Below are 14,898 nucleotides of genomic sequence, written 5' to 3' on the forward strand. Positions count from 1 at the left end.
CCGCCAATCAGACCACGCCCTGTCGCAACATCGCTTCCGCCACCCGCACGAAGCCGGCCACGCTGGCGCCCTGGACATAATCCGGGCGCTCGCCCTGTCCACCATATTCCAGGCACTTGTGGTGAATTCGCGACATGATGTCGTGCAGCCGCCGATCCACTTCTTCACGGCTCCAGGGGTGACGCAGGCTGTTCTGACTCATCTCCAGACCGCTTACCGCCACACCGCCGGCGTTGGCGGCCTTGCCGGGTCCGTAACCGACACCGTGGCTCACTAAATGGGCAATCGCCTCCGTGGTGGTGGGCATATTGGCGCCCTCCGCCACCCAGCGGCAGCCATTTTCCACCAGAACACGGGCGTCCTGTTCATCCAGTTCATTCTGGGTTGCACAGGGCAAGGCGATGTCACAGGGGAACCGCCAGGGCTTGATGCCGCTTTCGTAGGTCAGACCATCGTGGTGCTCCGGCAGTTGATGGAGGCGACCACCTTCCTCCTGGATCCGATCAAGGGTCTCCAGATGTTCCTGAGTCAGCCCGTTGGGAGCATGCAAGGCACCGCGGGAGTCGGACAAAGTGATGACCGTGGCGCCTTCCGCCAACGCCTTCTCCGCCGCGTAGCGGGCCACGTTACCAGCGCCGGACACCGCTATCCGCCGCCCCTCCAGGGACTCTTGCTGTTCCTGAAGCATGTATTGTAGGAAATACACCAACCCATAGCCGGTGGCTTCGGTACGCAGCAGGCTGCCACCGAAGACCGGCGATTTGCCGGTGATGGCACCGCTGTCATGGGAGCGGTTCAGTTTCCGGTACATACCAAACAAGTAGCCGATTTCCCGGGCCCCGACACCAATATCTCCGGCCGGGACGTCGACATCGGAACCGATATGATCGAACAGTTCCGCCATAAAGGCCTGGCAGAATCGCATGATCTCGCCATCGGAACGGCCATGGGGGTCAAAATCCGCTCCCCCTTTACCAGACCCCAGGGGCAGGTCGGTTAACGCATTCTTGATGGTCTGTTCCAGAGCCAGGAAACGCAGGACATCGAGATTTACCGACGGATGGAAGCGCAATCCGCCTTTATAAGGGCCGAGAGAACCGTTCATTTGCACACGAAAACCACGGTTCACCTGCACCCTCCCCTGATCATCCACCCAGGGAACACGGAAAATGATCACCCGCTCCGGCTCCAGCAGACGCGCGAACAAACTCGGATCCGCGTAGCGAGGCTGGTTCCGCAGGAACGGCGCCAACCCTTCAAGCAGACCACTGGCCGCCTGGTGGAAGTAGGTTTGATGGGGATCTTTTTCCCGCAGTCCATTGATCAGGGTATCGATGTCTATAGTCAAAGCCGTCTCCTTTTATTCAGGCAATACTTGATCCAATCGTTGTTTTCGACGCCGCCAGTCCGGCATGCGTCTATCCATAAGGTCATGGAATTGCGGTCCATGATGAGCGTACTCCAAGTGACAAAGTTCGTGCATTACCACGTAATCGATCACCTCAAGGTCATAGCGCATCAGCGCCAGATTCAGATTGATGTAGCCCCGCTGGGACAACGATCCCCAACGGGTGCGCATTTTCTTGATCCTCAGTACCGGCACGCCATGGCCTCGGGCGGCGAACCAGTGGAATTGCCGCTCGATGCTGCGTTGGAATTCGCCACGCGCCAGCCGCTGCCACCAGGCTTCCACCGCTTCCCGGACCGCTTCTTCCGACGCCGGCCGCGGCATCGTCACGGTCAGAGTATCGTGTTCCAACCCCACCCGGGTTCTGGCCGCTTCGACCAGATTCAGACGAACTGGCCGCCCCAGGTGGGACACTGTGTCGCCGTCGCGCCAATGCTGGCGCGGACGCGTGCGCCAATAATCCTGCTGGCGCCGAATCCAATCCTGATGTTCGCGCACGAAGTCATCAATATGCCGACGGCCAAGGCGCAACGGCGCGCGGACCTCTATCTGGCCGTCGGGCGCCACTCGTAAAGCCAGTGTGCGTCGCTTGGAGCGAACCAGTTGATAATCCATGTGAGTTGCCTGGAGATAGCGGATATAGGACGCGATCAGCGATCCGTTTCTTGCTGCATTTCCGACGCCAGTTGCTGAGCCACCGCATCCGCCGGTCGGGCGTAGGGAGCCAGCCACAGATAAAGCACCGGAATAATGAACAGGGTCAGAACAGTGGCGAACAGCAGGCCACCGAGAATCACCACGCCGATGGTCATGCGACTTTCCGCGCCGGCGCCGCTGGCCAGCACCAGAGGAACCGCGCCAAAGATGGTGGAAATGCCGGTCATCAACACCGGCCGGAAGCGCAGAATCGCGCCTTGATAAACCGCCTCACGCACCGCCAGCCCCTGGTCGCGCAACTGATTGGCGAATTCGACGATAAGAATACCGTTCTTTGCCATCAGCCCCACCAGCATCACCATGCCGATCTGACTGTAGATATTCAGGCTGTTGCCGGTCACACGCAATGCCAAAATGGCGCCGGCGATCGCCAGCGGCACCGTCAGCATGATGATCAGCGGATGGATCCAGCTTTCGAATTGCGCCGCCAGCACCAGGAAGACGATCACCAGAGCCAGCAGGAATGTTATCAGGATCGCCGCGGACGCCTCGGTGAATTCCTGGGCAATGCCTTTGTAGCTCAAACGCGCTTCCAGCGGCAGGGTCTCCCGCACCGTCTGCTCGATGAAATCCAACGCGCTGCCCAGGTCATAGCCCGGGGCCAGATTCGCCGAAAGCGTTATCGCCGGCAGACGGTCCAGCCTTCTCAGTTCCGGCGCCGCCCCCAGGGTGCGCAACTCCACCAGACTGGACAGCGGCACCAGGTCGCCGCTGGCGGTGCGAACATAAATCGAATTGATGTCGTCCGGGATGCGAGCATCCTGTTCCCGCGCTTCCAAAAGGACATCGTACTCACGGCCCCGGTCGATATAAGTCGAGGCCGTCAGGGTAGCGAACATCGCTTGCAGGGTCTGGCCCACTTCGGCGGCGGAAATGCCGAAGTCCGCCGCCCGGTCCCGATTGATCACCACTTCCACCTGCGGTTGGGTTTCCTCGTAATCGGTGTCCACGCTCAACAGATTGGGGTTGGCGGCCATGGCGGCGCGCAGGGTCTCGCTCCAGCCCACCACGGAATCGTAATCCTGCCCGCCGATCACCACTTCCAATTCCTGATCGAAGCCGCTTTGTCCCAGCCCCGGCGGGTTGACGGCAAACACGCGCAGGCCGGGCACGGTGGTGACTTCGCCGCGGATGTCGTTAACGATGTCTTGCTGGCTCCGGTTCCGGTCCTCCCAGGGCTCCAGCCGCACGATGCTGAAACCGCGCTCGACCTGTCCACGGAAACCGACAATGGACAACACCCGAACCGCCAGCCCGTCTTCGATCAGGGGCAGGAGCTTTTCTTCCACCTTCTGGATATGGTGACTGGCGTAAGCGGTGCTGGATCCCTGCGGGGCATTCGCCGACACGATGAACACGCCCCGGTCTTCCGTGGGGGCCAGCTCCCGGGATAACTGGCTGAATACCAGCCCCGCCGCCACGCAAATCAACACCGAGATCACCACAACGGGAGCAGGTCGCTTGAGGGTTTTCCCCAGTCGCGTTCCGTAAGCCCGGTTCAGCCCATTCAGCGCCCGGTTGAGCAGGTTGCTCTGTTCCTGCTTTTCCTCTTCCGGGGTATGCGCGTGCAGCCAGCGGGAACACAGCATCGGGGCCAGGGACAACGCCACTATGCTGGAAATGATCACCGCCACCGCCAGGGTAAAACCAAATTCACCGAACAGGCGCCCGACATCCCCGCCCATGAAAGAAATAGGCACGAATACCGCCACCAGAGTGGCGGTGGTGGCGATAACCGCGAAGGCCACCTGACGGGCTCCCAGGAAGGCGGCTACCAGACGGCTCTCGCCCTCATCGATGCGCCGCTGGATGTTTTCCAGCATGACAATGGCATCGTCCACCACCAGGCCAATGGCCAGGATCAGCGCCAACAACGTCAGCACATTGATGGAAAACCCTAGAATTCCCAGGCCAATAAACGCCCCGACGATGGACACCGGAATAGTGACCGCCGGAATCAGCGTGGCGCGCAGATTTCCCAGGAAAACGAAAATCACCAGAATCACCAACGTCACGCTCATCGCCAGCGTCACCAGCACTTCCCTGATGGAAGCGCGAATAAACAGAGACTCGTCGTGACTCACATCCAGGCGGATGTCATCGGGCAGGTTATTGCTCACCGCCTCGATTTCTTCACGGACGTTGTTGGAAACGGTGACGGTATTGGCCTTGGACTGGCGCACCACCCCGAGCCCGATGGCGGTCTGGCCGTTGGCTCGCAACACGGTGTCGTCGTTTTCCACACCCAGCGCCACCCGCGCCACATCCCCCAGCCGCAACAGATAATCGCCCTGGCGATGCACCACCATGTGGTTGAACTCTTCCACCGAGCCGAGCCGGCTGTCAGCGCGAACGGTGAAGCTGCGGCTATCGGAATCGAGACGGCCGGCCGGTAATTCCACGTTGTTGGCGCGCAGAGCGTTATGGATATCGGTGACCGTGACATCGTTGGCGGCCATGCGCTGACGATCCAGCCATACCCGCATGGCATAGCGGCGTTCACCGCCGATGATGACTTCGGAAACCCCGCCCAGAACGGCGAAACGGTCCACCAGGGAGCGTTCAGCGAAATCGGTAAGCTCCTGCGGCGCCAGGCTGTCACTGCTGAGCGTGACCCACATGATGGGTCGGGCATCGGCGTCGGTCTTGGCGATCACCGGCGCTTCCGCTTCCTCCGGCAGGCGATTAAGTACCCGCGACACCGCGTCGCGAACATCGTTGGCGGCGACGTCCAGATCCCGGTCCAGGTTGAATTCCACCGAGGTGCGGGCGGAACCCCGGCGGGAACGGGATTCGATGCGGCGCACGCCTTCCACGCCGGCGATGGCCCCTTCGATGACTTGAATGATCTGGGTATCGATGACCTCCGGTGCCGCCCCCGGGTACTCCACCGCCACCGATACCTCGGGGGGATCAATGTCCGGATACTCCCGCACCGGCAGCTTCATCAAGGCACTGATGCCGAACACCACGATCAGCAGACTGATCACGGTGGCGAACACCGGACGCTTGATGGAGACATCGCTGAGGATCATCAGGCACTGGTCTCCAGCAGAACCCGCTGAGACGGCAGCAGCGCCCCTTCATCCTCGACCACCTTCACCGGCGCGCCGCTGCCAAGCCGGCTGTGGCCGTTAACGATCACCGCGTCGTCATCGCTGAGTCCCTGAACCACTTCGACCCAGCCGTCCCGGCGCCCACCCAGCTCCACCGGCAACCGCAAAGCCGTATTGTTTTCAGCCACCACGAACACGAAATTCTGGGCGCCCTGGGCGACAATCGCCTGTTCCGGTACCAGCAAGGCCTGATGCTGGCTGAGCAGGATATCGATTTGCAGCAGTTGCCCCGGCCGCAGCAGCCCATCACTGTTGTCCAGACTGCCTTTCACCGACAGCGTCCGGCTGGCGGCGTTGACGCGGGAGTCCAGCAACGTGACCTTGCCCTGGAAAAGGCGCTCCGGATAGCTGTCGCTGGACACCATCAATACCAGCCCCGGCTTCACCCGGGCCAGATATCGCTCCGGCACCTCGAAGGTCACTTCCAGATTACGCACGCTGTCCAGGGTGACCACCGATGTACCCGGCTGCAGATAAGCACCGGGGTCGACCTGACGCAACCCCACCACGCCTTCGAAAGGTGCGCGGATCTTATGCTTTTCATAGGTGGCCTGAGCCACCCGCAAAGCCGCCCGGGCCGCTTCCATGCCGTTCTTGAGGTTGTCCACCTCGGCCTGGGAAATGGCACGGCTGTCGATCAGACGGGAAGCACGCTGGTAATCGGACAGCGCCCTCTGGTATTCGGCGCGCAGCCGGTCCCGCTCCCCTTCGGCCTGGCGATCATCCAGCTCCACCAGCAGGTCTCCGGCGTCAACGGCCTGGCCTTCCTGAAAATGCACTTGCATCACCCGGCCTTCCACCTCCGCCGACAGTACCACGGCGCGGGTGGCTCGGGCGTTGCCCACCACCTCCACTTTTTCCGTCAGAGGACGTACCAGAGCTGAAATCACATTGACCGTGGTCGCCGGCCGGGTTCCGGCGGCCGCCGGCTCTTCAGCCCGCCACCACCAGAACAGCGCAACCGCCGCTACCACTATCACCACCACAAAGGCGCCCACACGCACCATCTTGTTCTCCGAGCAACAACACCGTCACGGAGGGAACCGTGACCGGCGGCTCCCATAAAAAGATCAGGCAACCGAAGGTACCGGCATTGTCACAGGCCGGTAAGAAAGGATTGTTCTGTATTCCGTAATGATCGCCCTTGGCCTTCCAAGGCTTGAGCGTTATTCCGTGGATCGGACCCGGGAACCCACCTGGGGTTCAAAGGTGCTTACATTTAATACAACAGACCACGGAGTATGACACCGCATTGTGCAGTCATTATGTGACAGGGGGAAGGGCAAGCCGGCGGGAGGGCTCCCGCCGGCCGGGGGGTCAGACCAGCTCCGCGCGCATCTTCTTCTTGTCCAGTTTGCCCACGGAGGTGCGCGGCAGCTCCTCCACGAACACCACGCGATCCGGGATACCATAGCGGCTGATCATGCCCTTCTCGGCGTAATCGGCCACCATGTCGATGATCGCCTGCGCTTCCACATCCGCGCCCTTGACCACCAGCGCCACCGGACGCTCACCCCATTTCTCGTCCGGCACGCCTACAACCGCGCACTCGCGCACGGCGTCGTGCTGAAGAATCAGGCTCTCCAGATCCAGGGAGGATACCCATTCACCGCCGGTCTTGATCACGTCCTTGATACGGTCGGTGATTTTCAGCCAGCCGTCGGTGTCGATCACCCCGATATCCCCGGTGTGCATCCAGCCGCCGCGCCACAACTCTTGAGAGTTGGACTCGTCCTTCAGGTATCCCTGGGTCAGCCAGGGGGCGCGCAGCACCAGCTCACCCTGGGACTTGCCGTCGTGGGGCACATCGTTCATATCACCGTCGACGATGCGCCACTGCACCATCGGGACCGGGCGGCCAGTGCGGGTGCGGTAATCCGCCTGGGTTTCCAGATCGGCCTGCTCCAGTTCCGGCGTCAGCAGCGCCAGGGAGATCAGCGGGCAGGTCTCACTCATGCCATAGCCGCTGTAGATATCAATACCACGCTCCAGAGCTCCCTTGGCCAAGGGCTTGGGCAACGCGGAACCGCCAATGATCACCTTCCAGCCGCTCAGATCGATGCTCTTCACCGCTTCCGATTGCAACAGCATCTGAATGATGGTGGGCACGCAGTGGGAGAAGGTCACCTTTTCAGTGACCAGCAGCTTGAGCAGGGTTTCCGGCACATAACGGCCCGGATAAACCTGCTTCACGCCGAGCAAAGTGGCGACGAACGGCACACCCCAGGCGTGCACGTGGAACATCGGCGTGATCGGCATGTACACGTCGTTCTGATTGAAACGGCCGTGACCGGTACCGGTCAGAGCGGCGCGGCCGGCAAAGGTGTGCAGCACCAGTTGCCGGTGGGAGAAGTACACGCCTTTGGGCAGGCCAGTGGTCCCCGTGGTGTAGAAGGTGGTGGCACGGGTATTCTCATCCAGCTCCGGGAAATCGAATTGGGCGGAAGCCTGGGCCACCAGCGCCTCGTACTCACCGGCCAGATCGATGGCGGTGCCGGTGTCACCGCCTTCGTCATCCAGCAGGATGTAAGTCTTGACCGTCTCGATGCGGTCCTTGATCTGATCCAGCACCGGCAAAAACTCCCGGTTCACCAGAATCACATCATCCTCGGCGTGGTTGATGGTGTAGAGAATCTGCTCCGGACTCAGACGCACGTTCACGGTGTGCAGTACCGCGCCCATCATCGGTACGGCGAAGAACGCTTCCAGATAGCGATGGGTGTCCCAGTCCATCACCGCCACGGTATCACCAGGCTTCACCCCTTGTTGCTGCAAAGCGCTGGCGAGACGAGCAACCCGCTCCCCCATTTCCCGATAGGTCATCCGCCGCTGATCGGCGTAGACGATTTCCTGATTGGGAGCGTTGCGAACGCCGGCCTCCAGGATACTGTTGATCAAGAGCGGCGACTCCACGGCTTCCGCGGTACGCTGGATGGTCAGATCGTTGCTCATCGGTTACTACTCTCCACGTTTTTATTGTGACAGTGGCGAATTCGGAATATAGGCGCCACGCCTAGCTTCCCCAGGAACAATCGCCGGGAGCGATTCTTGACGTTGCCTTGGCAACGGCCTGGAGGGTGACCGCCAGGGAGGTGGTCACAAAAGCCCGGCGCCAAGCCTGTCACAGCTGATCGTCGAGGTCACGACCGGCGACTGACTCAAGAGTCAGAGGCCGCCGGATGAGTCAGTTTGAGCGGGTCGAGTAAAGCGGTGAGTTGCTCCACCGAAAGGTCGGTCTGCTCCGCCGCCACATCGATCACCGGTCGGCCGCTGGCGAACGCCTGTTTGGCGATGGCCGCCGCCTTCTCATAGCCGATCACCGGGTTCAGAGCGGTGACCAGGATCGGATTGCGCCCCACGCCCTCGGCCAGATGCTCACGGTTGTAAGTCAGCCCGGCGATAGCCTGATCCGCCAGATTCCGGCAGCTGTTGGCCAGCCACTCCACCATATCCAGGAGGTTGGCGGCCACCAGCGGCAACATGACATTCAACTGAAAGTTACCGCTCTGCGCCGCCACCGTGTTGGCCTGATCGAGACCGATCACCTGAGCGGCGACCATGGTGGCGGATTCGCAGATCACCGGATTGACCTTCCCCGGCATGATCGACGACCCCGGCTGGGTGGCCGGCAGTTGTATTTCCGCCAGACCGTGAATCGGGCCGGAGTTCATCCAGCGCAGGTCATTGCTGATTTTCATCAATACCACCGCCAGGCCGCGCAACGCCGATGACAGAGCCAGTGGTGCGTCCACGGCACTCTGCGCCACGGCCGGGTACGGCATGGCGGTAAACGGATGCCCGGTTTCATCGGACAACGCATCGACGAAGCGCTCGGCGAACTCGGCATGGGCGTTGATACCGGTTCCCACCGCGGTACCGCCCTGTGGCAAGGCATGCAACTCATCCCTGGCAGCCGCCAGACGCTGGCTGGCGGCCTGCAGTTGCAGTACCCAGGTGCGCAACTCCTGTTCCACCGTCACCGGCATGGCGTCCATCAGGTGAGTGCGGCCGGTTTTGACCAGGTCCTTACCTTCTCCAGCCTTCGATCCCAGCGTGGTGATCAAAAGCTCAATAGCGGGCATCAGCTGCTCGTTGACGGCCATCGCCGACGACACGTGAATGGCGGTGGGAATGGTGTCATTGCTGCTCTGGCCGAGATTGACGTGATCGTTGGGATGCACGTCCACGCCCTGGGTCTGGCACAGATGGGCCACCACCTCGTTGACGTTCATATTGGTGCTGGTACCGGAACCGGTCTGGAACACGTCCACCGGGAACTGATCCCGATGCTCGCCGTTGATCAGCGCTTCGCAGACGGAACGGATAGCGTCACCCCGCTCCTCGGACAGCAGCTCCAGATCCACGTTCACCGAGGCCGCGCAACGCTTGATCCGGGCCACCGCCTGAATGAAACGGAACGGCAGCCGCCGGCCGCTGATCGGGAAATTGTTCACCGCGCGCTGAGTCTGCGCGCCCCACAACGCCGCCTTTGGTACCGCCACTTCGCCCAGGGAATCCTTCTCCACCCGTGTGTCGTTCATGACCGTTCTCCTCAGCCGGGAAGTGAAAGGTCAGTATCGGCAAGGCCCGGTTGGACGTCCAGGGTGACGCAGGCAATTCCAGCCATAGTCATGACCGATACAGCGTCAAACCGACCGCTTGAGAATCAACCCCATGCCTTTGAAACTCGCCACCACGTCGCCATGCTGATTGACGCCTTCCATCAACGAGTAGATGAGGCCGCGATCGGGCTTGGAGCGGGACGGGCGCGCCTCCAGGACAGTGGCGCGCATGGACAGCCGGTCACCAGGGCGTACCGGTTTGTGCCAACGCACCTCATCCACCCCGGGGGAAGCCAGCCCCGCCACGGTGGAAACATAGTTATCCACCATCAGCCTCATCATCAGGCTGAGGGTGTGCCAGCCACTGGCGATCAGCCCCTGGAAGGGGCCGGCCGCGGCGGCCTCGGGGTCGGTGTGCATCTTCTGAGGGTCGAAACGGCGGGCGAAAGAAAGCACCTCTTCCTCCTCCACCTCAATGGAACCCAGGTCATAGGTCGTACCCACCTGGTAGTCTTCAAAATAGCGGTCGTCCTGAGGCCTGCTGAAGTTCGTTATTGTCATCGTGTTCTCCCGCGCAAACGAAAGATCCGATCATAACGCCGACCGGATACCAATAACGACCCCCATCCCCCCACGTCTCTGAGGTATTCTGGAGCCATCGTCAGGGCAAGGAGTGCAAGGATGTTTTCAAAATGGCAATGGCTGCTGGTCCAGTTCTCCCGCGCCCTCTGGGTACGGGCCACCGCGTTCGCCATTCTTGCCGTGGCCACGTCTTTGCTGGCCATTATCGGCCAGCGCTGGCTGCCACCGGATATACCGGTAAGCATTGGCGCCGAAGCCGTGGACACCATTCTCAATGTGCTGGCTTCCAGCATGCTGGCGGTCACCACCTTTTCCCTCAGTGTCATGGTCAGTGCCTACAGCGCCGCCACCACCAACGTGACTCCCCGGGCCACCCGGTTGCTGATGCAAGACACCACCACTCAGAACGTCTTGGCCACTTTCATTGGTTCCTTCCTGTTCAGCCTGGTCGGGTTGGTGGCCCTCAGCACCGGTGCCTACGGCGAAGGGGGCCGTGTGATTCTGTTTCTGGTCACGCTGGTGGTGATCGTTGTTATCGTCGTCACTATTTTGCGCTGGATTGAACATCTGTCGCGCCTCGGCCGGGTTGGAGAAACCACCGACCGGGTGGAACAGGCCACTTGCGCGGCCATTGTGCAGCGTGCCGCCAACCCGGCTCTGGGCGGCAAACCTTTCTCCCCTGACCAGCCGATCCCGGACCAGGCTCTTCCCGTCTACCCGACATTGGTGGGTTACATTCAACATGTGGACGTGGAAGCGCTCGCCCAGTGGGCGGAACAGAACGATGCCGAGATTTACCTGACCGCCCTTCCCGGCGGTTTTGTGCATCCGGCCCGGCCGGTTGTCTGGCTGATCGGCGCCACCGACGACGGCGCCTCTTCCGTGCGGGAGCATTTCACCGTGGATGACGAACGATCCTTCGACCAGGATCCCCGCTTCGGCCTGGTGGTACTTTCAGAAATTGCGTCGCGGGCGTTGTCTCCGGCGGTCAATGACCCCGGCACCGCCATTGATGTGATCGGACGGGCGGTGCGGGTTCTGCATCACTGGCATACCCAACGTGGTGAAGCGGATGATACCGTGCGCTGGCCCCGGATCCGGGTTCCCTTGCTCGACGAAAGGGAATTTTTCGACGATCTGTTCAACCCCATCGCCCGGGACGGCGCGGCCTTATTGGAAGTGCAGATTCGCCTGCAGAAGACCTTCGAGGTCTTGGCCTCTTACGGCGGCTCCTTTCGCGCCAGCGCCCGGCTTCATGCCCGGTTGGCACTGGCGCGGGCGGAGCAGGCATTAGCCTTGGAGCGGGACCGGGCGGAACTGCGGGAGCTGGCCCGCTGGATGGAGCAGGATTGAACCGGGTTATTTCCCGATACAGAAGGGCAATTTACGCCACAAAAGATTGATTTTTAATGATTTTTATTAAAGGTCTCGGGTCACTTGGACCTATTCTTGGACCTGGAACTTCTAAGTTTACCGGGTTGGCTCCCTATGGACGTCCATAGCACCTAAGCTGCTATAGATATCAGCGTGATGATGGCAGAAATTGATGCAGTGAATCACGCCTCTTGTCTATCAGCGTCTTCTGGAGTCAGTTACTTGCCTGTTTCCCTTCTGAGCCCCGAATAGTATGTTTTTTTGCCCAGAAACAGCCTAAAAAATTGGGTGAGCTGCGGTTCCTATTCTTTGCTGTTACCCAGCCATTCCTGCGATGACATAAGCACTCCCATGGCCACTGCGCCAATCACGATAGGAGTTCACTTATGTCGCACTCAACTCACCCTTTCCCCTCCGTGCAGGTGCCTGGCTCCCTGCTGCAGGATCATCGCCTCACCCCGCTGGAACGCAATGCCTGGATGTTGCTGCGTTCCTTGGCAGGTAACGACGGCCACTGTGATCGCCAGTTACGAGTCCCTGCGCGAATACCTGCCCTGTGCGCCAGGTGGCCGCAAGGCTTCCCACGAAACCGTCTCCAAGGTCATGCTGTGCCTGCGGCTGTCCACCTGGATGGTACTGGTTGAACATCGTCGTGATCCAGTGACCGGTTACATCAAGGCCAGCCGCTATGCGGTGCGCAGCGAACCCATCAGCTTTGTGCAGGCCTGTCGGGAAGACAAGGAATACCTGCTGCAGTTCGAGCGTGCCCTGGAACATTCCGCCGCCAATGTGCGCCAGCTTGCCCGCTGTATTCTCGATGAGGCTATGGTGAATGAAGACCTGGAATGCCTTTCAGAAGAGGTGAATGATCGTATTGGCGCATTGTGGGAGAAGGCCCATGGCAGGGATACTGACAACTCCAATGAACCACCTTCCTCGGGAGGTTTCCCTGTGGATAATATTGCTGCAGCCCATAGCGATGATCCGAAGCCATCCCCGCCATTTCCTGGAACAGTACGTACTGTACAAAATAAAGTATTAAATAAACTACATACGTATACGTACTGTACTGATTAGTGAAGAGAAATCCGAAGCACCGATTTCAGGCGATCTGTCCAACGAAGCAGCCACCCGGCGTTTTCAGCGTTTGCCATTGAGTGATCAGCGCTGTCTGACCCAACGACTTCGTGGTTTGTCGCTGCAACAGCGCCAGGACGTGCTCAACGAATGGCACTGTCGCTGTACTGCCGGTTATGTGAAGAACGCCATCGCCTACCTGTATGGGTTGATCAAGAAGGCGGTGGCGGGCCAGTTCCGGCTGTGGGCGGCACGTGAGCCGATGGGGACGACGTCAAGTGAACAAGTGGTCAGTGCTGAGGTGGTGACAGCTTCGCCTGAACCCCAGCTCCGGGCACTGAACCCGGTACCGCAGCCCATTACCGCCCAGGTGGTGCGTCAGGCAGAGGAACCTGAAAGGCTGGCAGCGCGAGCGAAAGGCCAGGCACATCTGGCTCAGCTCAGGGCCATGTTCGACAAGCCCCGGTCGGCCAGCCAGGTGCTGGGTGAGCTGGAACGCAGCGGCCTGTTCTGCAACCCGCACGACGATGACATCGGGATGGATTACGGGCTGCTTGGCGCAACCTGATGTGGGTGGGGATGTAGAGAAGGTTGATTGGCTGTTGCAGCCAATTTTGCCCCACTGCTGCAGATAATCCAGGCTACCGGGCCGTCACTGCCCGCCGCAGTGACGGCCCGAAGCACTGCAGCAACAATGCGGTCTGGCGCAAATCCTATTTCGTGCGGCATACATGATGATGCCCTGCGAGACTGATCCTGCAACAACCTGCCGGTGGGTGTGAACACCGGCATCCAGGCACGCCCCGGCTCACACCGCGTGCCGACCTCATCGAGGTTGAGCTTGTATTGTCTGCCGCAACCCCTGGCTCTTACACCCAGCCTTTGTCAGGCACTTTTGTCCCACCACCACACAGAAGGAACTCATCCCAACAATCCAACTTATCTCCATCGCTTCCCCATAAGCGGTGCGTCGTCCCTTGACTATCCCGCCCGGTCTTCCCGCAGGAAGCACGGCGGGCGCCTCATGTGAGGCAACAGGTGAACTGAGCACCTGGCCCTTGCCCTTCGGGGATCTCGCTCCGGCGAGTTGGCACTAACACTGATCAAGACAGCACTCAGAGCGGCAATCCGAACATAGAACCGGAGACCACCATGGACGACCTGACCTACAGCCTGCGCCAGCTCTGCCAGCGCAACCGCGACGGCAGCCATGCCACCCAGGCCGACCGGCAACGCTCGCTGAGCTTGACGGCCCGACAACTGCGGGAATCCGGATTCCGTCAGATGAAAGCCGGCTCGCTCAAGGGCAAACACATTGAGGCGCTGCTGCAACGTTGGCAGGGAGAAGGCCTGTCCACCGGCACTCTAAAAAACCGGCTGTCCCACCTGCGTTGGTGGGCGGAGAAGGTGGGCAAGGCCGGTATCCTGCCGGCGGACAACCGCCTGCTGGGTATTCCCGAGCGTAATTACATCGGCAATCAGAACAAAGCCCAACGGTTGGATAGGGCACAGGACAAAATCAGCGACCCTCATGTCCAGATGAGCCTGCGCCTGCAAGCTGCCTTCGGATTGCGGCGGGAAGAAGCCATCAAGTTCCAGCTCAGCTACGCTGACCGGGGCGACCATATCGCCCTCAAAGGTTCCTGGACCAAAGGTGGCCGTGAGCGCACCGTGCCTATCACCACACCGGAGCAGCGTACCGTACTCAACGATGCCCGAAGCCTGGCGGGTAATGGCTCGCTGATTCCAGCGCACAGAACCTACATCCAGCAACGGCATGTCTACGACGGGCAATGCAAAGCCGCCGGATTGAGCAATATGCATGGGTTGCGACATCAGTATGCGCAGATGCGGTATGAGACATTGACGGGCTGGAAGTCACCGGCAGCAGGCGGGCCTGGCACGGATCAACTTGATCTATCACGACGTTTGGTCGACCATCAAGCCCGGCAGCAGATCAGTCGTGAACTCGGGCACGAGCGGGTGAAGGTAACAGTGGTCTATCTGGGAAGCTAAAGTCGCACACTGGGCAAGCGCCTGGGGCAACAGTCTATACAACGTC

11 protein-coding genes are annotated in these 14,898 nt (G+C 60.5%); 4 read left to right on the forward strand and 7 right to left on the reverse strand.

Annotated features, from left to right (window positions below; translation table 11 throughout):
* Positions 1-7: 7 nt before the first annotated feature.
* The 7 genes from gdhA to MA04_RS01430 form a co-directional block, all read right to left on the reverse strand.
* Positions 8-1,342 (reverse strand): NADP-specific glutamate dehydrogenase, encoded by a 1,335-nt coding sequence (gene gdhA, locus MA04_RS01400; protein WP_216636260.1) that lies wholly within the window; start codon positions 1,340-1,342, stop codon positions 8-10.
* A gap of 18 nt (positions 1,343-1,360) precedes the next feature.
* Positions 1,361-2,023, reverse strand: a complete 663-nt coding sequence (locus MA04_RS01405) for a M48 family metallopeptidase (RefSeq protein WP_262459200.1) — start codon at positions 2,021-2,023, stop codon at positions 1,361-1,363.
* 35 nt (positions 2,024-2,058) lie between these two features.
* Positions 2,059-5,160 carry an efflux RND transporter permease subunit gene (locus tag MA04_RS01410; RefSeq protein WP_262459201.1) on the reverse strand — a complete coding sequence of 1,034 codons (3,102 nt, stop codon included), beginning with the start codon at positions 5,158-5,160 and terminating at the stop codon, positions 2,059-2,061.
* Entirely contained in the window at positions 5,160-6,248 is a 1,089-nt protein-coding gene (locus MA04_RS01415; protein WP_262459202.1) for an efflux RND transporter periplasmic adaptor subunit, read from the reverse strand. The genes MA04_RS01410 and MA04_RS01415 overlap by 1 nt, the downstream gene beginning before the upstream one ends.
* Positions 6,249-6,558: 310 nt before the next feature.
* Entirely contained in the window at positions 6,559-8,193 is a 1,635-nt protein-coding gene (locus MA04_RS01420) for a fatty acid--CoA ligase (protein ID WP_262459203.1), read from the reverse strand.
* Positions 8,194-8,399: 206 nt separating this feature from the next.
* Complete coding sequence (locus MA04_RS01425) at positions 8,400-9,782, reverse strand: class II fumarate hydratase (RefSeq protein WP_262459204.1); 1,383 nt, start codon at positions 9,780-9,782, stop codon at positions 8,400-8,402.
* 105 nt (positions 9,783-9,887) lie between these two features.
* Complete coding sequence (locus tag MA04_RS01430) at positions 9,888-10,364, reverse strand: MaoC family dehydratase (RefSeq protein ID WP_262459205.1); 477 nt, start codon at positions 10,362-10,364, stop codon at positions 9,888-9,890.
* Positions 10,365-10,484: 120 nt separating this feature from the next.
* Here MA04_RS01430 and MA04_RS01435 point away from each other — a divergent pair, with 120 nt between their 5' ends.
* The 4 genes from MA04_RS01435 (at position 10,485) to MA04_RS01450 (ending at position 14,852) form a co-directional block, all read left to right on the forward strand.
* On the forward strand, positions 10,485-11,738 hold the full coding sequence (locus MA04_RS01435) for a DUF2254 domain-containing protein (RefSeq protein WP_262459206.1): 1,254 nt from the start codon (positions 10,485-10,487) through the stop codon (positions 11,736-11,738).
* Between the two features lie 537 nt (positions 11,739-12,275).
* Positions 12,276-12,836 (forward strand): hypothetical protein, encoded by a 561-nt coding sequence (locus MA04_RS01440; RefSeq protein WP_262459207.1) that lies wholly within the window; start codon positions 12,276-12,278, stop codon positions 12,834-12,836.
* Positions 12,837-12,951: 115 nt separating this feature from the next.
* On the forward strand, positions 12,952-13,404 hold the full coding sequence (locus MA04_RS01445) for a hypothetical protein (RefSeq protein ID WP_262459208.1): 453 nt from the start codon (positions 12,952-12,954) through the stop codon (positions 13,402-13,404).
* Between the two features lie 584 nt (positions 13,405-13,988).
* Positions 13,989-14,852: a phage integrase N-terminal domain-containing protein gene (locus tag MA04_RS01450; RefSeq protein ID WP_262459209.1), complete on the forward strand. Its 864-nt coding sequence runs from the start codon at positions 13,989-13,991 to the stop codon at positions 14,850-14,852.
* Positions 14,853-14,898: the final 46 nt, after the last annotated feature.

This window comes from Alloalcanivorax balearicus MACL04, from assembly GCF_025532145.1.
In the GTDB taxonomy this organism is placed as follows: Bacteria; Pseudomonadota; Gammaproteobacteria; order Pseudomonadales; family Alcanivoracaceae; genus Alloalcanivorax; species Alloalcanivorax balearicus.